The 19,242-nt window shown below is 72.7% G+C and carries 19 protein-coding genes; 9 read left to right on the top strand and 10 right to left on the bottom strand.

What is annotated here, in order from left to right:
- Positions 1–309: 309 nt before the first annotated feature.
- Positions 310–2,166, top strand: coding sequence for an HNH endonuclease signature motif containing protein (locus EV383_RS21310; RefSeq protein WP_130291554.1), 1,857 nt, complete (start codon positions 310–312; stop codon positions 2,164–2,166).
- Here EV383_RS21310 and EV383_RS21305 read toward each other — a convergent pair.
- Together EV383_RS21305 and EV383_RS21300 are read right to left on the bottom strand one after the other, a co-directional pair.
- On the bottom strand, positions 2,066–3,238 hold the full coding sequence (locus EV383_RS21305) for an MsnO8 family LLM class oxidoreductase (RefSeq protein ID WP_130291553.1): 1,173 nt from the start codon (positions 3,236–3,238) through the stop codon (positions 2,066–2,068). The two genes, EV383_RS21310 and EV383_RS21305, sit on opposite strands and share 101 nt — an antisense overlap.
- Positions 3,239–3,404: 166 nt before the next feature.
- Positions 3,405–5,066 carry a choline dehydrogenase gene (locus EV383_RS21300; protein WP_130291552.1) on the bottom strand — a complete coding sequence of 554 codons (1,662 nt, stop codon included), beginning with the start codon at positions 5,064–5,066 and terminating at the stop codon, positions 3,405–3,407.
- Between the two features lie 143 nt (positions 5,067–5,209).
- Between EV383_RS21300 and EV383_RS21295 the strand changes: the two genes are divergently transcribed.
- Positions 5,210–5,620, top strand: coding sequence for a helix-turn-helix domain-containing protein (locus EV383_RS21295; protein ID WP_207223613.1), 411 nt, complete (start codon positions 5,210–5,212; stop codon positions 5,618–5,620).
- 692 nt (positions 5,621–6,312) lie between these two features.
- On the opposite strand, the gene EV383_RS32945 is transcribed toward EV383_RS21295, so the two are convergent.
- Positions 6,313–6,633: an Asp23/Gls24 family envelope stress response protein gene (locus tag EV383_RS32945; RefSeq protein WP_165438438.1), complete on the bottom strand. Its 321-nt coding sequence runs from the start codon at positions 6,631–6,633 to the stop codon at positions 6,313–6,315.
- A 658-nt stretch (positions 6,634–7,291) separates the two neighbouring features.
- Here EV383_RS32945 and EV383_RS21285 point away from each other — a divergent pair.
- The 3 genes from EV383_RS21285 (at position 7,292) to EV383_RS21280 (ending at position 8,335) form a co-directional block, all read left to right on the top strand.
- Positions 7,292–7,723 carry a DUF5994 family protein gene (locus tag EV383_RS21285; protein WP_130291550.1) on the top strand — a complete coding sequence of 144 codons (432 nt, stop codon included), beginning with the start codon at positions 7,292–7,294 and terminating at the stop codon, positions 7,721–7,723.
- Between the two features lie 130 nt (positions 7,724–7,853).
- Positions 7,854–8,021 carry a DUF6307 family protein gene (locus tag EV383_RS31310; RefSeq protein ID WP_165438437.1) on the top strand — a complete coding sequence of 56 codons (168 nt, stop codon included), beginning with the start codon at positions 7,854–7,856 and terminating at the stop codon, positions 8,019–8,021.
- 110 nt (positions 8,022–8,131) lie between these two features.
- Positions 8,132–8,335, top strand: coding sequence for a cold-shock protein (locus tag EV383_RS21280; RefSeq protein ID WP_130291549.1), 204 nt, complete (start codon positions 8,132–8,134; stop codon positions 8,333–8,335).
- 102 nt (positions 8,336–8,437) lie between these two features.
- Here the strand turns inward: EV383_RS21280 and EV383_RS21275 are convergent, their stop codons facing one another.
- The 4 genes from EV383_RS21275 to EV383_RS21260 form a co-directional block, all read right to left on the bottom strand.
- Entirely contained in the window at positions 8,438–8,725 is a 288-nt protein-coding gene (locus EV383_RS21275) for a hypothetical protein (protein WP_130291548.1), read from the bottom strand.
- A gap of 83 nt (positions 8,726–8,808) precedes the next feature.
- Positions 8,809–9,477, bottom strand: coding sequence for a TetR/AcrR family transcriptional regulator (locus EV383_RS21270; protein WP_130291547.1), 669 nt, complete (start codon positions 9,475–9,477; stop codon positions 8,809–8,811).
- A 159-nt stretch (positions 9,478–9,636) separates the two neighbouring features.
- A complete protein-coding gene (locus tag EV383_RS21265) occupies positions 9,637–11,253 on the bottom strand; it encodes an alpha/beta hydrolase (protein WP_130291546.1) in 1,617 nt (538 codons plus the stop codon).
- A complete protein-coding gene (locus EV383_RS21260; RefSeq protein WP_130291545.1) occupies positions 11,253–11,555 on the bottom strand; it encodes a hypothetical protein in 303 nt (100 codons plus the stop codon). Before EV383_RS21260 ends, EV383_RS21265 begins: the two co-directional genes overlap by 1 nt.
- A gap of 226 nt (positions 11,556–11,781) precedes the next feature.
- Here EV383_RS21260 and EV383_RS21255 point away from each other — a divergent pair, with 226 nt between their 5' ends.
- Positions 11,782–12,219 (top strand): SRPBCC family protein, encoded by a 438-nt coding sequence (locus EV383_RS21255; RefSeq protein ID WP_130291544.1) that lies wholly within the window; start codon positions 11,782–11,784, stop codon positions 12,217–12,219.
- A gap of 43 nt (positions 12,220–12,262) precedes the next feature.
- Here EV383_RS21255 and EV383_RS21250 read toward each other — a convergent pair whose 3' ends face one another.
- On the bottom strand, positions 12,263–13,039 hold the full coding sequence (locus tag EV383_RS21250) for an IclR family transcriptional regulator (protein WP_130291543.1): 777 nt from the start codon (positions 13,037–13,039) through the stop codon (positions 12,263–12,265).
- A 156-nt stretch (positions 13,040–13,195) separates the two neighbouring features.
- Between EV383_RS21250 and EV383_RS21245 the strand changes: the two genes are divergently transcribed.
- Genes EV383_RS21245 through EV383_RS21235 form a run of 3 tightly spaced genes read left to right on the top strand, consistent with a single transcriptional unit; the run spans position 13,196 to position 17,837 of the window.
- Complete coding sequence (locus tag EV383_RS21245) at positions 13,196–14,668, top strand: aldehyde dehydrogenase family protein (protein ID WP_130291542.1); 1,473 nt, start codon at positions 13,196–13,198, stop codon at positions 14,666–14,668.
- 41 nt (positions 14,669–14,709) lie between these two features.
- The gene (locus EV383_RS21240; RefSeq protein ID WP_130291541.1) at positions 14,710–16,266 is read left to right on the top strand and encodes an APC family permease; all 1,557 of its coding nucleotides are present in this window, start codon (positions 14,710–14,712) and stop codon (positions 16,264–16,266) included.
- Complete coding sequence (locus EV383_RS21235) at positions 16,263–17,837, top strand: GMC family oxidoreductase (RefSeq protein ID WP_130291540.1); 1,575 nt, start codon at positions 16,263–16,265, stop codon at positions 17,835–17,837. Before EV383_RS21240 ends, EV383_RS21235 begins: the two co-directional genes overlap by 4 nt.
- Positions 17,838–17,923: 86 nt before the next feature.
- Here EV383_RS21235 and EV383_RS21230 read toward each other — a convergent pair whose 3' ends face one another.
- Both EV383_RS21230 and EV383_RS21225 read right to left on the bottom strand, forming a co-directional pair.
- Entirely contained in the window at positions 17,924–18,241 is a 318-nt protein-coding gene (locus EV383_RS21230) for a hypothetical protein (RefSeq protein WP_130291539.1), read from the bottom strand.
- Between the two features lie 118 nt (positions 18,242–18,359).
- Entirely contained in the window at positions 18,360–19,142 is a 783-nt protein-coding gene (locus tag EV383_RS21225; RefSeq protein WP_130291538.1) for an enoyl-CoA hydratase/isomerase family protein, read from the bottom strand.
- Between the last annotated feature and the right edge of the window lie 100 nt (positions 19,143–19,242).

Genomic DNA, 19,242 nt, shown 5'->3' with positions numbered 1-19,242 from the left:
TGACGACCTACCGGTGAACTGGAGCGCTCCGGCTCCGGCCGGGAATCTCGCGGCGGCGATGTCGTCCGAGCGCCGGCCCGTTCGGTGAAGGACGCGTCGTCGAGCGCGCTCGGCGTTCGCGTCGGATGCCGGGGACGGCTCGGATCCCTGAGGCAAGGCGGGTAGCGCGACAGCGGACAGGTCGTTCTGTCGTGGAGCGCGTCGCGCCCGCTGGTTCCGTGGCAAGGCCTCGGGCGAGCGTCATCGCGGCATCCGTGAACCGCTTGAAACCTCTGGATCCAGGCTGATGGATGCGGTATTATCGAACGCATGTTCGCAGTCGTCGAGGATCTCCTCCCGGTCGAGGATCCGTGCCCGCACGGCATCCCCGCCTGGCTCTGCGGCGACCTGTGCCCCGAGTCCGGGGCCCTCGACGACGACCCCGCCACCGCGGTGGTCGACCTCGAACAGGCACCGGGGGCGCGGCTGGCGCTGCAGTGCCAGTCCGCCGGATCCCTGCCCGAGCTCCTCTCCGACGGCGAAGTCCTCGACGTCGTGCAGGGCACCGAAGCCATCCTGCGATGGGCAGCCGGACTCCGGACGCGAATGCTCGCCACCTACGCCGACCGCCACCCCGCCGGCACCACGGCCGCTCCACCCGGAGCGGACCCCGTCCTCGGTCTCGCCCCGGTGCAGCGGTGGCTACCCGACGAGGTCGGACTCACCCTCGGCATCCCGCGCCTGGAGGCATCGGGCGAGATCGCCCGCGCCCGCCGGTTCGCCCACGTGCTGCCCGACACCCTCGCCGCCCTCGAACAGGGCCGCATCGACGAACGCCGGGCGGATGCGATCGCCCGCGCCACCGCCGTCCTGCCCGACGAGAAAGCCCGCGAGATCGAAGCCGCGGTCCTGCCCAAGGCCTCCGATGCGACCCTGCGCCAACTCCGCGACCGGATCCGCCGCGCCATCGCGAAGATCGATCCCGACGGGGAGTACCGCCGCCACAAGACCGCGAACACCGAACGGCGGGTCTCCATCCGCTCCCTCGACGACGGCATGGCCTCACTCTGGTTCTACGGCTCCGCCGACGAGATCGAAGCCGCCTGGCAGATGGCCGACCGCCTCGCCCGCGCTCTGGGCCCCGAGGATCCGCGCACCCTGGACCAGCGCCGTTTCGACCTGGCCATGCAGGTCCTGCAGGGCCGGCTCACCGTCACCGACCTGCCCGACGTCGACACGGTCGTCACCGACATCCTCGCCACTGACAACGGCACCGGCACCGACAGCCGCACCGACGAGGGCACCGACACCGGCAGTCGCACCGCGGATGGCGACCACTCGGAGAACGCCAGCGGTATCGACACCGGCCACTCGTGCGGCGCCAGTGGTTCCGGCAGTGGTTCCGGCAGTGGTTCCGGCGGCGGTTTCAGCGGCACCGACACCGGCCCCGCACCGGACATCGACCCGGCCGAACCGCCTGCGCCGGATTCTCGACACGACCCACCCACCGAGCGGCCGAACGATCCACCGCCGGCCAGGGCACAGATCGACCCCGGCACACTCGCCGACGCCGTCGCCCACGCACTCAGCCGGCGCCCGGACCTCCACGCCACCGTGCGCAAACCGTTGATCCACGTCGTCGTCGGCCTCGGCACCCTGTTCATGGGCGATGACCGGCCCGCCGAGCTCGTCGGTCACGGCCCGATCGACGCAGACACCGCGCGGGCACTGGCCGCGGACGGACTCTGGAAACGCCTCGTCACCGACCCGCTCTCGGGAACCCTGCTCGATCTGGGCCGTACCACCTACACCCCGTCGGCCGGACTACGCGACCACGTCCTGGCCCGCGACCAGATCTGCCGCGGCCCTCACTGCGGGCGCAAGATCCGCGACCTCGACCACCACCAGGAATGGACCGCCCAACACGGCCCCACCGCCGAACACAACCTCCACGGCTACTGCCAACACCACCACCAACTCAAAGACGCACCGGGCTGGCAGGTCATCGCCCACCCCGACCGGACCCTGACCTGGATCAGCCCCACCGGACGCCGACACACCACCGAGCCCTACGACTACCGGCCCTTCACCGACCCACCGGTAGCCGCGAACCTCCCGGACCGGACCACCGCCGACCCGTCCGACGCCGGCTCGCGGGACACCGAGGACGACCCGCCGCCGTTCTGAGCGTCGAATCCCCGGCAGGGCTCAGCCGGGTTCGACGGTGACCTGAGGCGGTCAGCGAACCGGCTGCTATCTCGGCGACCATTTCATAGGACCGTCGCCGGTCGGCGTGGCCATGGATCGGCGCTTGGATCGCCAGCTCGTCGGCTCCGGTGGCGTCCAGGAGCGTCCGCAGTCCTGTCTCCACGGTGTCCTGCGAACCGATGACGTAGTGGGCGAACCTCTCGTCGACCATCATCCGTTCCTCGTCGGTCCAGTCCGAGGTCGCCGCGTCCTCGGGCGACGGAAGGAGGATCGAGGTACCGCGACTCCGGCTGACGACCTTCGCCTTGATCGGACCGGCCAGCCGTTCGGCCCGCCCGTCGGTGTCAGCGGCGATCACCGGGACGGCGACCATGACCCGCGGGCGGTCGCGGTCCCGTGACGGCCGGAAGCCCGACCGGTAGACATCCAGGGCCGCCACGGTGCCGGCCGGGTTGATGTGGTGCCCGAAGGAGTAGGGGAGCCCGAGCGACGCGGCCAGCCGGGCGCTGACCTCCGACGACCCGAGCAGCCAGATCGGAGGCCGGTTCCCGATCGCAGGAACGGCACGGATCGGGTCGTCCACGGCCTCGGGTTCGAAGTAGCGCATCAGCTCGGCCAGCTGCTCGGCGAACGGCGCCGGCGACGTGCCGCCCCGCACCCGCTCCACCGCGCCCGGACCCCCGCCGGACGCGCGGCCCAGTCCCAGATCGATGCGACCCGGGTGGAACGCCTCCAGCGTCCCGAACTGCTCGGCCAGCACGACCGCTGCGTGGTTGGAGAGCAGCGCCGCGCCCGAACCCACACGGATCCGGCTGGTCGCCGACGCGATCCGCTCCATCACCACCGCGGTGGCGCAGCTCGCGACGCCTTTCATACCGTGGTGTTCGGCCACCCAATGACGGTGGTAGCCCGACGACTCGGCGAACCGCGCCAGGTCGACCGTGCGGTTCAGGGCCTCGCGGGCATCCGACCCGGCGACGATCGGGGACGTGTCGAACACTGTGAGTCGCGGTGCGGCCGCAGGTCGGGGCACGTCCTCATGGCGGGTCATCGCGGCCAGCCTGCCAAGCGGCGGGATCCACGTCTCGGGGACGCCCACGGCAGCGATCATCGGTCGTCGCGACAGACCGCCGGCCACCGGAGTCCCTGGGCGTCGAGGGTCAGGGACTCCTGGCAGGGATCGGCGGCGGCGCGCTGAGCGCCGCGCCGACCCGCGCTCAGCGCTCCGCGACCGCGACCCCGGCACCCCAGGGCTCGGGGGCGAGCGCGGTGTCGCCCAGGATCATGTCCGCGGCGCGCTCGGCGATCATCATGACCGGGGCGTAGGTGTTCGCGTTCGTGATCGAGGGCATCACCGACGCGTCGACGACCCGCAGCCCGTCGACCCCGTGCACGCGCATGTCGCGGGGGTCGACGACGGCCCGGTCGTCGAGTCCCATCCGTGCGCTGCACGCCGGGTGCAGACCGGTCTGGGCGGTGCGCCGCACCCAGTCCATGATCTGGTCGTCGGTCTCCACCCCGGGCCCGGGCAGGACCTCACCGGCGTCGTAGGGCGCGAACGCGGGCTGGGCGCAGAGCTCCCGCGCGCCGTGCACGGCCGCGAGCCAGCGACGGCGGTCGTCCGGCGCGGACAGGTAGTTCAGGCGGATGGCGGGGTAGCGGCGCGGGTCGGTCGAGCCGATCGTGACCGACCCCCGGGCCGCGGAGCGCATCACGCCGACGTGGAGCTGGTAGCCGTGGTCGCGCTTGCCCAGCGCGTTCTCCTCGCTGGCCATCGCGATCGGGGCGAACATGAACATCAGGTCCGGCGACGGCTCGTCGGCCCGGCTGCGGGCGAACCCGCCGGCCTGCAACGGGTTGTGCGCACCCGGGCCGCTGCCGAGCAGCAGCGACTGGGAGACGATCTTCGGCCAGTTCCGCCTGCTCTTCGCCGGGGCCTCGGAGACGGGGACGGCGCAGGCGTGCTGCATGTGGACGGCCAGGTGGTCCTGCAGCTCCTGCCCGACGCCCGGCAGGTGCGTGGTGACCCGGATCCCCAGCGACTCCAGCAGTGCGGCGTCGCCGATGCCGGAGAGCTGCAGGACCTGTGGGGTGTTGATCGCGCCGCCGCACAGGACGACCTCGCGGGAGCGCACCCGGACCGGCGTCCCGTCGTGGTCGAGGTAGCGGACGCCGTCGACCCGCGTCCCGGTCGTCGTCAGGCCGGTGACGAGCGTGCGGCACCGCACCTCGAGGTTCGTGCGCCGCCGGACCGGGCGCAGGTAGGCGTCGGCGGCCGAGACCCGGCGGCCGTGGTGCACCGCCTGGTCGAGACGCGCGAAGCCCTCCTGCGGGACGTCGTTGACGTCCGGGACCACCGGGTGACCGGCCTGGCGGGCGGCCTGGAAGAACGCGGCGAACAGGGGACCGTTGGCCGGGGTGCGCTCCAGGCGGTGCGGGCCGCTGCGGCCGCGGGTCGTCCCGCCCGGCTCGTCGCGGCAGTTCTCCAGCTTGCGGAAGTAGGGCAGGCAGTGCGCGGCGTCCCAGCCGGACATGCCCTCGGCGGCGGCCCAGCGGTCGAAGTCGTCCGGGTTGCCGCGCTGGTAGACCATCCCGTTGATGCTGCTGGAGCCGCCGAGGACCTTGCCGCGCGGCTGTCGCAGGCGGCGGTCGTGCATGTGCGGTTCCGGCTCGGTCTCGTAGCACCAGTCGTGCGACGGGCTGCCGACCGGGAAGCCCATCGCGATCGGCAGGTGGACGGCGAGGTCCCACCAGTAGTCGGGGCGTCCGGCCTCGAGCACCAGGACACGCGTGCGGGGGTCCGCGCTGAGCCGGTTGGCCAGGACACTGCCGGCCGAACCGCCTCCGACGATGATGAAGTCGTACTCTGCGTCCGTCATGTCTCGCCTGTCCGTTTCCCCAGCGTACGGGTACCGCAATAGCTATTGCGGTGAACACTCTAGACGATGACCTCACCCGGTCGTGCAGGGTGTGGAGGGTGACCCCACCGGGCCTGGACCCGACGCGACGACGAGGAGCTGCCGTGCCCGACGACCCCGTCACCGACGATCTCCCGCCCTCCGGGTCCGGTGACCCCGGCGAGGACGACGTGGTGCGTGCGCTCGTCGACCTGCGGACCGAGCTCGAGCACACCGTCGCCGAGCTGACCGCGGCGGCGGAGCGGGCCGACGAGCTGATCGCGCTCCGCCGGGGCGGGCACCCCTGGCGCGAGATCGTCCCCGCCGAGGAGCCCCCGTTGATCATCGAACGGATCAGCCGGGCGCTCGACACCCTGGGCGGGGCGGGGAGCCGCTTCCGTCGCGAGGAGGCCCGGGCGCTGCAACGGGAGGGCGTCAGCATCACCGCGATCGGGAAGCTGTTCGGGGTCACCCGGCAACGGGCGTCGATGCTCGTCCAGGACCGTCCGGAACGGGATCAGGGGCCCGGCGACTGACCGCCTCGGCTCGTGGGCGGCGGGGCTGATCGGCGAGAGTCGACGTCGGACGGGGCGGGACGGGCGTACGCGGATCGCGTGCCCCGAGGCGTCGGGAGTCACGATCCGGTCATGTGCCCGACCATCTCGTGACGGCCGACGCTCACGCCTTCGGTGGGGGCCGATCGAGCGTCATGATGTGGTCGGCCCGGCCGCCGTTCCGTGACGCTCGCGCTCACGACGTGTCGGGATCGACCTCGCCCGGGATGGCAGCTCGCCGAGGCCGAGCGGGACCGGCTGATGCGTCCGGAGGACGAGCTGCGCGAGCGCGTCGTCGGGGGAGGACGCCGCGGTCGGTTCGGTTCGGTTCGGTTCGGTCACGGCGACGGGCGCGCCGGCTGGGCCGTGTCGTGAACGGCCGGACGCCGGGCCGGGTGCGCGGGCTCCGGTCGTCGGCGACGTGGTGGGGCCGGGTCCCGATCCGGATACCCTCCGGCCTTCGACGGTCGATCGGCGTCCATGATCGATCTGTGTGGAACGATAAGTGCCACCGATGGCACCGATCGTGACCCAGACATCGATCATGACCCAGACATCGATCATGACCGGCCGATCCTGCGAGCGCGGCGCCCGATCCGTCCCGCCGCGCCCCGCCCGCCCCGGAGAGGCGGCACCCGCCCGATCGGCGAGCGGGCGACGGGCGGCGGCGGTGATCAGCGGACGGTGCGTCCGGCCGGGGCGGGATCGGTGCTCAGGGCGGTGACGGTGACGTCGAGGTGGCGCACCTGCAGGCCGGTCGCCTGCGCGATCCGTGCCGCCGCTCGGGAGCGGGCCCGCCCGACGACGTCGGCGATCGGGGCCGGGTGGTGCACGCTCGCGCGGACGGCCAGGTCGACGTCCGTGCCGTGCACCGTGGCCGTGACGTGCGGCCGGTGGTCGGGGTCCTCGGACCCGACCGCGACCCCGAGGACGCGCGGGACCGGACCGCCGATCTCGGAGATCTCGCCGATGGCGGCCGCGGCGATCTTCTGCACGACGCGGTCCGCGATCTCGGTGGTGCCCCGGGACTCCGCGGCGCCGGCGGAGGCGGGCCCGGCCCCTGTGCAACCGTCGGCGGGGCGAGGCCGGGGCGCCGGCTCGCTGCCGGCCGTGGGCTCCGCGGCCCGCGGCGCCGGAACCGGGGCGTCCGAGGTCCTCGAGTCCGAGGCGGGCCCGGACGACCCGGACAGCCCGGACGACGGAGCGGATTCGGACGACGGAGCGGACCCGGACGGCGGAGCGGACGGGGAGGCCGGTGCGGACTGCTGCTCCGGAACCGCGTTCCGGCCGTGACGGTGGCGGCCGGTCGTCCAGGGTCGCGTCGCCGGGGACGGCCGCCCGTTCGGGTCACGGTCGGTGGTGGGCATCGTGCACGCTCCGGAGGCGGGGGATCGGGCCGGTCGTTCGGTGCCGATCGGGTATCACCCGATGGTGGGCGTGCACACCGTACGACGTGCGCGGGCGCGCCGTCGGTCTCGACGCGCGCGGGGCGGGTGGTGCCGGAGTGGTCCAGCTCGCGACCGCGCACCACGGGGCCCCGATCGGAGTAGTGTCGGGGGAGTCGAGCACCCTGCACACGGGCAGTCGCCCGGTCGTCCTCGATGACAGTCCACACCGGACGTCTCGTCGGCGTCCGGGGACGGAACGCCCTCCATGACGTCGTCGCTCGCCGAGGCATCGGCCCCTTCCACCGCCGGTCGCCGGCTCACGTTCAAGCCCGACTCCTCGACCGACACCGGGTACGTCGACGGTGCGTGGTGGCCGCGCTCGCGCGACCTCGCCGTCGAGCTGGAGGCGCTCGCGGCCGAACCGGGCGCCGGGCACGTCGACCGGGTCAGCTACTCCTTCCCCGACTGGGACGACACCCCGCGCCGGGCGCTCGTCGACGGCACCGTCGTCAAGCTCGGCGGGTACCGGACGCTGCCGGCGCACACGATGAACGTCCTCGACGGCAGCCGCTGGCGGACCCTGCTCGTCGTCCCGCCCGGCACCTCGGCGGCCGACGCGGAGCACGCGCTCGCCGCCGCCGGGTCGGCCGGCAACCTCGACTCGGTCGCCGACCTGCTCGCGCCCCGGAGCCCGTGACGCCGCAGAACCCGGTGCCGCCCCAGAACCCCGTGCCGACCCAGAACCCGGTGCCGACCCAGAACCCCGTGCCGACCCCGGACCCCGCGCCGGTCACGGACACCGTCCCGACCACAGACAAGGACGTCCGATGACGACCGTCGCCACCGCCCCCACGTACGTGACCCCCTACGAGCTGCGCCTCTCCCTCGTCGTCGCCGAACTCCGGCAGAGCGCCGACGTCCCCGAGGCCGCCGCGGCCACGCTCGCCGAGAAGATCCTGCGCGCGCTGGACCACATCCCGGAGAAGGTCCGCTGACCCGTCCTTCGATGAGGGAGATTCTGCGGAAGTTCTTGCAGGTGAATCGGTCCGGAGTGAGTAGTGTCGCACCGGTACGACATCGGCAGAACGCTCGAGGAGACACCCGGATGCCACAGGGAACGGTCAAGTGGTTCAACGCGGAGAAGGGCTACGGCTTCATCACGCCGGAGGGAGGCGGCCAGGACCTGTTCGTGCACTTCAGCGCGATCCAGTCCTCCGGCTACCGCTCTCTCGACGAAGGACAGGCCGTGACCTTCGAGGTCACGCAGGGTCAGAAGGGCCCGCAGGCGGACCAGGTCGTCCCGGGCTGACCGAGGTCATGCCCTGATCAGTGGTCCGATCGACGTGCCGCGGTCCGCTCCGGCGGGCCGCGGCACCGTCGTGTCCGGGCCCTGCCACTCCCCGGGTCCCGGTCACTCCTCGGGATCGGAGTCGAGCATGTACCAGGGCACCATGTGGATCGCGCCGTTCAGCCCCGGCATCGGGACGCCCTGCGCGGTGAGGTCCCGTGCCTCGTCGCGGGCCACGACCATCCAGCGCCCGGCGGTGTCGACGCTCATCTCGAGCTCGACGGTCTGGTCCTCACCGTCGGCCCGCCCCCGGTAGATCCGGCAGCGCTTCGCGATCTCCCAGATCTGCGCGTCTCCCAGCTGGGGGACCTTCTCCAGGATGTCCAGGACGTCGACGTCGTCGTTCGGCATGGAACCGGACCGTAGCGGCCGGGCCGCGGGCGTGGGGTCTCGATCTGAGAGCGCCCGCATGGCCGCTCCGTCGGGGGAACCGGTCAGGAACCGGACGTCGGACCGGCCGCCGTGGCCCGGTCGAGCCGCGCCTCCAGGCCCGCGATCAGGAGCTCCACCTTGCGCAGCGTCCACCGGCGCGGCGGATCGTCGACGACGCCGAGGCTCGCCGCCCGGACCGCGGGATCGAGCGGCTCGGCGGTGGAACCGATCTGCGACTCCCGCTCCTGGGCGTTCACACCCCCTTCGGAGGTGGTGAGCCACGGCATCATGACCACCTCGAGGATCGTGGTCGCACCGAGCACCGCCTCGTCCGCGTCGAACCCCGCTGCGACGAGACACTCGGTGAGGCGGCGGTAGGCCTCGAGCGTCCGCTCGGGGAGGGCGGGCAGCCGCAGCACGGTCAGGGCCAGGCCCGGGTGCTTCGCCAGCATCTCGGAGAGTGCGTCGGCCATCGCGACCACGTGGTCCTGCCACCGGTCGTGCTGCTCGGGGAACTCGGCCTCGGAGTAGATCTCGTCGACGACGGCCGTCAGCAGCGCCTCGAGGCTGGCGAAGTGCCGGTAGAACGTGGAGTACTTGACCCCCACCCGAGAGGTGACCGCGCCGACGGTGAGCGACGCGAGGCCGATCTCGCGGGCGGCGGTCAGCAGGGTCGCCCGGTCGGTCAGCGGCGGTCTGCCGGTCCGCCGGGCGGGCTTGCTCTCGGTCACGAATGGTCCTTCGGTCCGGGATCGTCACAGCCTTACGCATAGTCGCCCTGGCGGCGACGACTAGAGCCTAGCCCGGACAGCGTGTCCGCTCGTCGTCCTGTCCGTGCGGGTCGGCCCCGCAGCGGCGACAGCCGGTGTGACCTGGTCGACGACCGGTCCTCAGCCGGTCGGCGGGCGGCCCACGGAGATCCGTCCGAGCGCCTCCCAGGACCGCGATCCCTGGTCCCAGTATCGGCTGTGGGTCCCCGCGGACTCGTTCCCCGGTGTCGACGGGTCGTCCGGCCGGGGCAGCAGGGTCCCGGGGTCGGAGGCGAACACGCGGGCCCCGAACGCCGGGTGGGTCGGGTCGAGGCCGTGCGCGAGCGTCGCCCGCTGCGCGAAGGGCGCCGAGGTGCCCATCAGGTCGGTCCGCGCGAACTGGCGGATCGGGTCGTTCGCCGCCGTGGTCGCCCACACGTGCTCCGGGTCGGTGTTGAGGTCGGCGACCCCGCGCCGCGTGCCCGCCCCGGGGCTCGCGACCAGGACGAGGTCCTCGGCGACCGGGCCGTCGCGGCGCGCGGCGTACCCGGCGACGGTCGAGCCGTAGCTGTGGCCGACCAGCGTCCGGTGCACCGGCGCCCCCTGGTGGGACGCGCGCAGCCCCTCCTGGAAGCGGGCCAGCGGCTCGGCGGCGCGTTCGGCGTACCCGGTGGCCGCGGCACGGGCGATGTCGGGCGGCGCGTCGTAGCCGAGCCAGGTGACGGCGGCGGTGCCCGCCCGCGGGTCCGCGGCGCGGGCGGCGGAGACGGTCGCGTCGGCGCGGTGCAGGTCGGTCTCGATCGCCGCGAGACGGGCGGTCGTCCCGGGGACGTAGGTGACGACGTGCTCGGCGGTGTCCGGATTCCCCATCGCGACGATCGCGTGCCCGGGACCGTCGATGTCGAACCCCAGCAGCAGCGCCGGGGGCTCGCCCGCCCGCAGCCGGCGTCCGACGGCGTCGACGCCGCGCAGCAGCTCGTCGATCTGCCCGGCGGCCGCGGTGTCGCCCCGTTCCACCAGACGCGCGCGACGGCGCAGCAGCTGGTCGCGTCCGGCGTCGAGCCGCAGACGGTTGGCCGCGTCCCGGGCCACGGCCGGGACCCCGTCGAGCGCGCCCACCCGGTCCGGCTGCTCGGCGATCGCCCGGTCCCGCGCGGCCGGGGTGAGGGAGTCCCACCAGCCCCGGACGCCGGCCGGCGAGGTGCCCGGCCCCGGGGCCACGGTCGCCGGTGCGGGTCCCGCCGTCCCGGCGGGGACCAGCGCGGTCAGCGCCGCGGTCGTCTCCCGGTCCGAGCGCGCGGCGTCCTCCAGCGCGGCGGAGATCTCGCGGGTGATCCGGGCCAGGTCGGTCACGAACGACGTCAGCCCGAACGCCGGCGACGTGAACGGCGGCAGGATCATCCATTCGGCCGGGAGGACCGTGCCGTCCGCGCCGACGCGGGTGGTGGCGGGGTTGGCGCCGAGCACGGCGTCGGTCATCCGCTTCTGGGCCGCCAGCACCGCGCCGGCGTGGCGTCCGAGGATCTCCGACGCCGTCGCGCTGCGGTCGGCGGCCGCGGTCAGCTCGGCGCGCAGGCGGTCCCGGTCCGCGTGCGCGGCCCGGGCGTCCCCGCCGGTCCAGGTGCCGACCAGCGGCGCGAACGCGGCGTCGAGACCGTCGGCCTGCGCGGTGAGGTCGTGGCCCAGCCGCTCCCAGCCGCGCGCCTGGTGCAGCCACTGTGTCGGGTCGATCTCGGCGAGCTCGGCGAAGGTCGGCATCAGCCGGCCCGCAGCGAACGGGCCACGGCGTCGTCGGAGGCGGCCCACGCGGCCGCGCAGCCGTGCAGGGCCGCGGCGCAGACGTCGAGGTCGGAGCCGAGGCGACGGACCGCATCCAGGCCCGCGTCCGCGAGCGCGGCGCACGCGGCGACCGAGTCGAACCCCGGTGACCAGGCCGGCTGGGGGGTGATCGCCGGACCGCAGTGCCGCGCCGCGGCGGCGACGTCCGCGCCGACCCGTTCCAGCGCGGTCCCCGCCGCGTCCACCTCGCCCGGGTCCACCCGGACGTCGGGCTGCGCCATGCCCTCTCCCCACCGTCGACGTCGTCTCGCGGAGGTGAGGTTCCCAGCCGGTGCACGGCGCCGTGGGCGAACGCGGAGAACGGTCACGATCACGTACTCACTCCTGCTCGGCGCGAGGCGGGCATGAGATCATCTGGCCGGTCGCGCTCCTGCGCGTCATCATGTGTGCGGTCCGGTGACACCGGGGCCGACCGAGGGCCGGACGATCCGGCCGAGAGGAGCGCCGGTGGTCAGCGTGCAGCGCGTGATGTCGGTGTCGACGCCCGTCGAGACCGTCATCGGCTACCTCGCCGACTTCGGCCACTCCGAGGTCTGGGACCCGGGGACCAAGTCCTGCACCCGTTCCGACGACGGCGGGCCGGTCGACATCGGCAGCACCTGGCACAACGTGTCGGTGTTCAACGGCCGCGAGACCGAGCTGAACTACCGCCTCGTCAGCCGCACCCCGTCCCGCCTGACGTTCGTCGGCGAGAACTCGACGGTCACCGCGACCGACGACATCCGCGTCGAGCCCTCCGACGAGGGCGGCACGACCGTCACCTACCACGCGAACCTGCGGTTCAAGGGCCTGCTGAAGCTGGCCGCCCCGTTCCTGCGGCGCGAGTTCGAGCGTCTCGGCGACGAGGTGGAGCGGCTGCTCCCGCCGGTGCTCGAGAAGCTCTAGACCCCGCGCTGTTGCGCAGGGTGCGCGATCATCGCACGGCGGATCAGCGCACCCAGTGCCCCATCCGGCGGCTGATCTCGGCGGCCCCGGCGACGACGGCCGGCGTGATCGCCTCGATCCGGTCCGGCGGGAGCCGGTAGGCCGGCCCGGACACCGACAGCGCGGCGACGACCGAGCCCGAGTGGTCGCGGATCGGCGCGGCCACGGCGTTGAGCCCGACCTCGTACTCCTCCAGTGCCCAGGCGTAGCCCTGGGTCCGGACGTCGTCGAGCTCGGCGGTGAGCCTGGCCGGGGTGACGAGCGTGCGCGGGGTGGTGCGCTCGAGGTCGGTCAGCAACCGGTCCCGGTCCGCCGGCTCCGCCGCGGCCAGCAGGATCTTGCCGCTCGACGTGCTGTGCAGCGGTGTGATGCGCCCGAGCCAGTTGTAGGTGGTCACGGTCGACGGGCCGCGCGCCTGGTCCACGTTCACCGCGACGCCCTGGTCCAGGATCGCGATGTTCACGGTCTCGCCGAGCTCGGAGGCGAGCTCCTCGCACATCGACCGGCCCTGCTGGGTGACCTCGAGGCGCTCGGACACGCGGCCGGCCAGCGGGATCAGGCCGAAGCCGAGCCGGTACTTGCCGCGGTCGCCGATCTGCTCGGCCAGGCCACGCCCCTCCAGTGCCCCGAGGAGGCGGAACGCCGTGGACTTGTGCACCTCGAGCTCGGTGGCGAGCTCGCTCACCCCGGCCTCGCCGCGGCGCGCGAGGATCTCCAGCACGCTGATCGCCCGGTCCACCGACTGGACCCCGCTCTCCCGTGTGCGCTCCGGGTTGCTCATGGCGCAACCATAACGTGACGTCACCGTGTCGACCCGATGACGCCGCAGAGCCCCGGGTCCCGGTGACGTGTCCGGATCGGACACACCTCGGTGGCCGTCGCCACCCGACCCCGCACGTGCCTTGCGCTGCATCGTTGCCGGGTGGAGAGTTCCGGCGTGCCGAGTCTCTACATCGACGGATCCTGGACCACCGGGTCGGGCGGAACCGCGCCCGTCATCAACCCCTTCGACGCGAGCGTCGTGACCGACGTCGACCAGGCGGGCCCCGACGACGTCGAGCGCGCCGTCGCCGCGGCCCGCGCCGCGTTCGACTCCGGGCCGTGGCGTTCCACCTCGACCGGTGAGCGCGGCGCGATCCTGGGCCGGATCGCCGAGCTCCTGGTGCGCGACAAGGAGGAGATCGCGCGACTGGAGACCCTCGACACCGGCAAGACGCTGGCCGAGAGCCGGATCGACGTCGACGACGTCACCTCGGTGTTCCGCTACTACGCGGGCCTCGCCGACAAGGACGCCGGGCGGATCGTCGACACCGGGCAGCCGACCGTGGTCTCCCGGATCGTGCACGAGCCGGTCGGGGTGTGCGCCCTGATCACGCCGTGGAACTACCCGCTGCTGCAGCTGTCCTGGAAGGTCGCGCCCGCGGTCGCCGCCGGCAACACCATGGTGATCAAGCCCAGCGAGGTCACCCCGCTGACGTCGATCCACCTGGTGAAGCTCTGCGAGGAGGCCGGGATCCCGGCCGGCGTCGTGAACATCGTGCTCGGCGACGGCCCGACCGTCGGCGCCCCGCTGACCGAGCACACCGACGTCGACATGGTCAGCTTCACCGGCGGACTGACCACCGGGCAGGCGATCATCCGGGCCTCGGCCGAGACGGTGAAGCGCACCGCGGTCGAGCTCGGCGGCAAGAACCCCAACATCATCTTCGCCGACACCGACTTCGAGCTGGCCGTGGACTACGCGATGCTCGCGGTGTTCCTGCACTCCGGGCAGGTCTGCTCGGCCGGCGCGCGGCTGATCGTCGAGGACTCGCTGCACGACCGTCTCGTCGACGAGGTCGTGAGGCGCGCGGACCGGATCCGCCTGGGCAACGGCCTCGACGACGGCGTGGAGGTCGGCCCGCTGGTCTCCGCCGCGCACCTGGCGAAGATCGAGAACTTCGTGGAGTCGGCGCGCAGCGAGGGCGCCACCGTGCGCTGCGGCGGGCGCCGCCCGGACGACCCGGCCCTGCGAGACGGCTACTTCTACCGCCCGACCGTGCTCACCGGCGTCACCCGGGACATGCGCGTCATCCGCGAGGAGACGTTCGGCCCGATCATGACCGTGGAGCGCTTCACGACCGTCGACGAGGCCATCGCGCTCGGCAACGACACCGACTACGGCCTGGCCGGCGGGGTGTTCACCCGGGACATGACCGTCGCCCAGCGGGTGGCGTCCGGGCTGCGGCACGGCACCGTCTGGATCAACGACTTCCACCCCTACGTGCCCGGCGCGGAGTGGGGCGGCATGGGTCGCTCCGGCAACGGCCGCGAGCTCGGGCCGACCGGGCTGGCGGAGTACCAGGAGATCAAGCACGTCTGGACGAACACCGCGCCGGAGCCCCAGCGCTGGTTCACCGGACGCAGCTAGCGGAGTGAGATTCAGCGCATGTTGATCACGGGAGGTCTGTGATGAGCAGTACCGAGGCACCACCGCCGGATTCGAAGCAGAGCCCGGACGACGGGCTCGCCGACTTCGGCTACAGCCAGACGCTGGACCGCAGCATCGGCAAGTTCGCCAGCTTCGCGGCCGGGATCAGCTACATCTCGATCCTGACCGGCACGTTCCAGCTATTCTACTTCGGTTTCGGCACCGGCGGCGCGGCCTACTGGTGGTCGTGGCCGATGGTGTTCCTCGGCCAGTTCATGGTCGCGCTGTCCTTCGCCGAGCTGGCCGGGCGCTACCCGGTCGCGGGCTCGGTCTACAACTGGTCCAAGCGCCTGGCCGGGCCGACGGTGTCGTGGATGGCCGGCTGGATGATGTTCACCGCCTCGGTGGTCTCGCTGGCCGCGGTCGCGCTGGCCGCGCAGCTGACGTTCCCGCAGATCTGGTCGGGCTTCCAGCTGATCGGCGACGCCTCGGACGCGAACGACGCCGCCGTCAACGGCGTGCTGCTCGGCGCGATCCTGATCGTGTTCACCACGGTGATCAACGCGATCGGCGTCAAGCTGATGGCCCGGATCAACTCGACCGGCGTGTTCATCGAGCTCATCGCGGCCGTGGCGATCGTCGTCGCGCTGGCGTTCAACATCGTCAACCCGCCGTCGGTGCTGTTCGACACCCAGGGCCTGGGCGAGGGCGCGCCGGGCGGCTACTTCGGCATCTTCCTCGTCGCCGCGCTCGCCTCGGCCTACGTGATGTACGGCTTCGACACCGCGTCCTCGCTCGGCGAGGAGACGGTCGACCCGCGCCGCACGGCGCCGTCGGCGATCCTGCGCGCGGTCGTCGCGTCGTTCGTGATCGGCGGGCTGATCCTGCTGCTGATCATCCTGGCCGCCCCGAACCTGGCCGACCCGGCGCTGGGGGAGAAGAACGGCGGCGGGCAGATGGTGCTGCTGCAGGTGCTCGGCGGCACCGTCGGGCGGCTGTTCCTGATCACGATCAGCATCGCCGTCATCGTCTGCCTGCTCGCGGTACACACCGCCGCCATCCGGCTGATGTTCGCGATGGCCCGGGACAACGCGCTCCCGGCCGGCTCGACGCTGGCGCGGATCGACCCGGTCCGCAAGACGCCGGTGATCCCGGCGGTGATCGTCGGCATCGTCGCGATCCTCATCCTGGTCGCCAACATCGGCGTCCCCGAGGTGTTCACGGCCGTCACCAGCGTCGCGATCATCATGATCTACATCGCCTACCTGCTGGTCACCATCCCGATGCTTCTCAAGCGCCTGCGCGGGGAGTGGCCGGACCCGGACGGGACGGGCGTGAAGTACTTCTCGATGGGCCGGATCGGGCTGCCCGTGAACATACTGGCGGTGCTCTGGGGCGCCGGGATGGCGATCAACCTGGCGTGGCCCCGGGAGGACGTCTACGGCTCGGGCTGGCTGTCCTACATCGCGTTCATCTTCATCGGGATCATCGCGCTGGCCGGGCTGAGCTGGTTCCTGCTGCGCGGGCGTCACCACCTGGGCTGCCTGCCCGAGCACAAGGCGAAGGAGATGGAGCAGGGAATGGGAGGGACCGTATGACCCCGGATCCGGCGGCGCAGCGCTTCGACTACGTGATCGTCGGCGGCGGGTCCGGCGGCTGCGCGCTGGCCGCGCGGCTGTCCGAGGACCCGTCCGTGTCGGTGCTGCTGCTGGAGGCGGGGCCGTCCGATGTCGGTGACCCCGCCATCCTGCAGCTCTCGGACTGGATGAACCTGCTCGACTCCGGCTACGACTGGGACTATCCGATCGAGCCGCAGGAGCGCGGGAACTCCCACATGCGCCACGCCCGGGCCAAGGTGCTCGGCGGGTGCTCGTCGCACAACTCGTGCATCGCGTTCTGGACCCCGCGCGAGGACCTCGACGAGTGGGCGGCCTCCGGTCTGACCGGGTGGAGCGCCGACGAGTGCTGGCCGCTGATCGCGCGGCTGGAGACCAACGACGGGGAGTGGGAGGGCCACGGCCGCTCCGGCCCGGTCAACCTCATGCAGATCCCGCCGAACGACCCGTGCGGCGTCGCGCTGCTCGAGGCGGCGGCCGGGGCGGGCCTGCCGACGGTGCGGTTCAACGAGGGCACGACCGTCACCGAGGGCGCCGGGTTCTTCCAGGTCAACCGATTCCCGGACGGGACGCGCGCGTCGTCGTCGCACGCCTACCTGCACCCGGTCATGGACTCGCGTCCGAACCTGGAGGTCCGCACCGACTGCTGGGCCTCCCAGGTGCTGTTCGAGGGCACGAAGGCCACCGGTGTGGAGTACCAGCGGGGGATCGGGCCGGGCCGGGAGACCGTGACGGCCGACCGCGAGGTGATCCTCGCCGCGGGCGCGATCGACACCCCGAAGCTGCTGATGCTCTCGGGCATCGGGCCGGCGTCGCACCTGCGCGAGTTCGGGATCGACGTCCGGGTGGACTCCCCGGGCGTCGGGTCCAACCTCGACGACCACGTCGAGGGCCTGGTGATGTGGGACGCGGCGAAGCCGATGGTCACCGAGTCCACACAGTGGTGGGAGATCGGGCTGTTCCACCGCACCGACCCGTCACTGGACCGGCCGGACCTGATGATGCACTACGGCTCGGTGCCGTTCGACCTGAACACGGTCCGCCACGGCTACCCGACCACCGACAACGGGTTCTGTCTGACGCCGAACGTCACCCGTGGGCGCTCCCGCGGCACGGTCCGGCTGCGCACGCGGGACTTCCGTGACCGGGCCCGGGTCGACCCGCGGTACTTCACCGACCCCGAGGGCCACGACATGGCCGTCATGATCGAAGGGGTGCGCCTGGCCCGGCGGATCGCCGAGCAGCCCGCGCTCAAGGAGTGGATCGCCTCCGAGCTGGCCCCGGGTCCGGACGCCGTCACCGACGACGACCTGGCCGACTACCTGATGAAGACCCACAACACCGTCTACCACCCGGCCTGCACGGCCAAGATGGGCACCGACGACGACCCGACGGCCGTCCTGGACCCGCAGCTGCGCGTGCGTGGGGTGCAGAACCTGCGCGTCGCCGACGGGTCGGCCCTGCCGTTCCTGCCGGCGATCAACCCGAACATCACGACCATGATGATCGGGGAGAAGGCCTCCGACCTGCTGAAGGCCGCGCACTCCGGCTGATCCTCCCGTGGCACTCGTGAACCACGACGGGCGTACGACGCTCGTCGTGGTTCGCGAGTGGCCCGGTCGTCGGGCCGGGGCCGGGATCACCGGCCGCGGCGGGTGGTGAAGGTCAGCAGGGCGGCGAGCCCGCTCGTGGTGCGGTAGCGGGCGCAGTCGCAGGTCGCGCACTCACTGCCGGCGCGGAAGTGCTCGTGCGCGTCGGCGTCGTGCCCGCAGCGGCAGTAGTGCACGCCGGTGGCCGGAGCCCCGTCCGACGGGTCGTCGGTCCGCGGCGGGGCCGGGCTCCGCGGCGGGGCCGAGCGCTGTTCCGGGATTGTGACGGCCGGGATCGGCCGCGTGTCGTCTGCCGTGCCGGCACCCGTCGTCCGGGTGTCCGTGGTTCGGCCGAAGCTGTTGCCCATCGTGGTTCCCCGATCGTTTGCGTTGTCCGACAACAGTTGTGTCGGCGATCGGGGTCGAAATATGTCAGCTCGACACTATCTTCACCTGATCCGGTGACGTGTCGTTTCCGGCAGTCGCTCAGCGTCCTTCGAACACGGAGTGGCCTGGGCCGATCGTGAGGAAGGTCTGCACGGCGTTGCGCAGGTCCTCGGTGGCGAAGAGCTCTCCGGCGAGGGCGGGGACGTCGGCGTCGGCCTTGGCGACACCGCCGTCGAGATAGGAACGCAGGACGTTCTTGGTCACGGCGTGCGCGACCGTCGGGCCGGAGGAGAGCCGGTGTGCCAGGGCGCGGGCCTCGCCGTCGAACCCGTCGACCGGCAGCACGCGGTTGACCACGCCCCAGGAGTGCATCGTCGCGGCGTCGTAGAGGTCACCGGTCATCACGAACTCGCGCGCCCGTCCGGTGCCGGCGCGTTCGGCGAGGCGCTGGGTGCCGCCCATCGCGGGGGACAGCCCGACGGTGGCCTCGACGAGCCCGAACTTCGCCTTGTCCGTGGCCAGGATCAGGTCGCACGCCAGCGCCAGCTCGAAGCCCCAGGTCAGGGTCGTGCCGTGGGCGGCGAACACGGTGGGACAGGGCAGCGCGGCGACCCGCTGGGAGATCGTCACGAGTGCGGTGAACAGGCCGGTGGCCCCCGCCGCGTCGAGCGGCTCGAACACCCGCACGTCCACCCCGCCGGTGACCGTCTTCCCCTCGAACCGGAACAGCACCGCCCGCGGTGCGCTCCTCTCCAGCTCGTCGATCGCGGCGACGAGGCCGGTGCCCATCGGCCCGTCGAACAGGTTCAACGGCGGTGCGTCGACGGTGACGACGGCGAGCCCGTCGGTCCGCTCGACGGTGACGGGTGAGTCGGTGGCCATGGACGTCCTCCGGAGGATCGGCGCGGGCCCCGAGCCTGTCACGCGGCCCCGCGGCTCCGCCCACCCGTGGCACCCGTGGCGCCCGTGCGCCCCGGTACCG

This window comes from Pseudonocardia sediminis (genome assembly GCF_004217185.1).
GTDB classification, from domain to species: domain Bacteria; phylum Actinomycetota; class Actinomycetes; order Mycobacteriales; family Pseudonocardiaceae; genus Pseudonocardia; species Pseudonocardia sediminis.
This window is presented reverse-complemented; position numbering and strand designations above follow the sequence as displayed.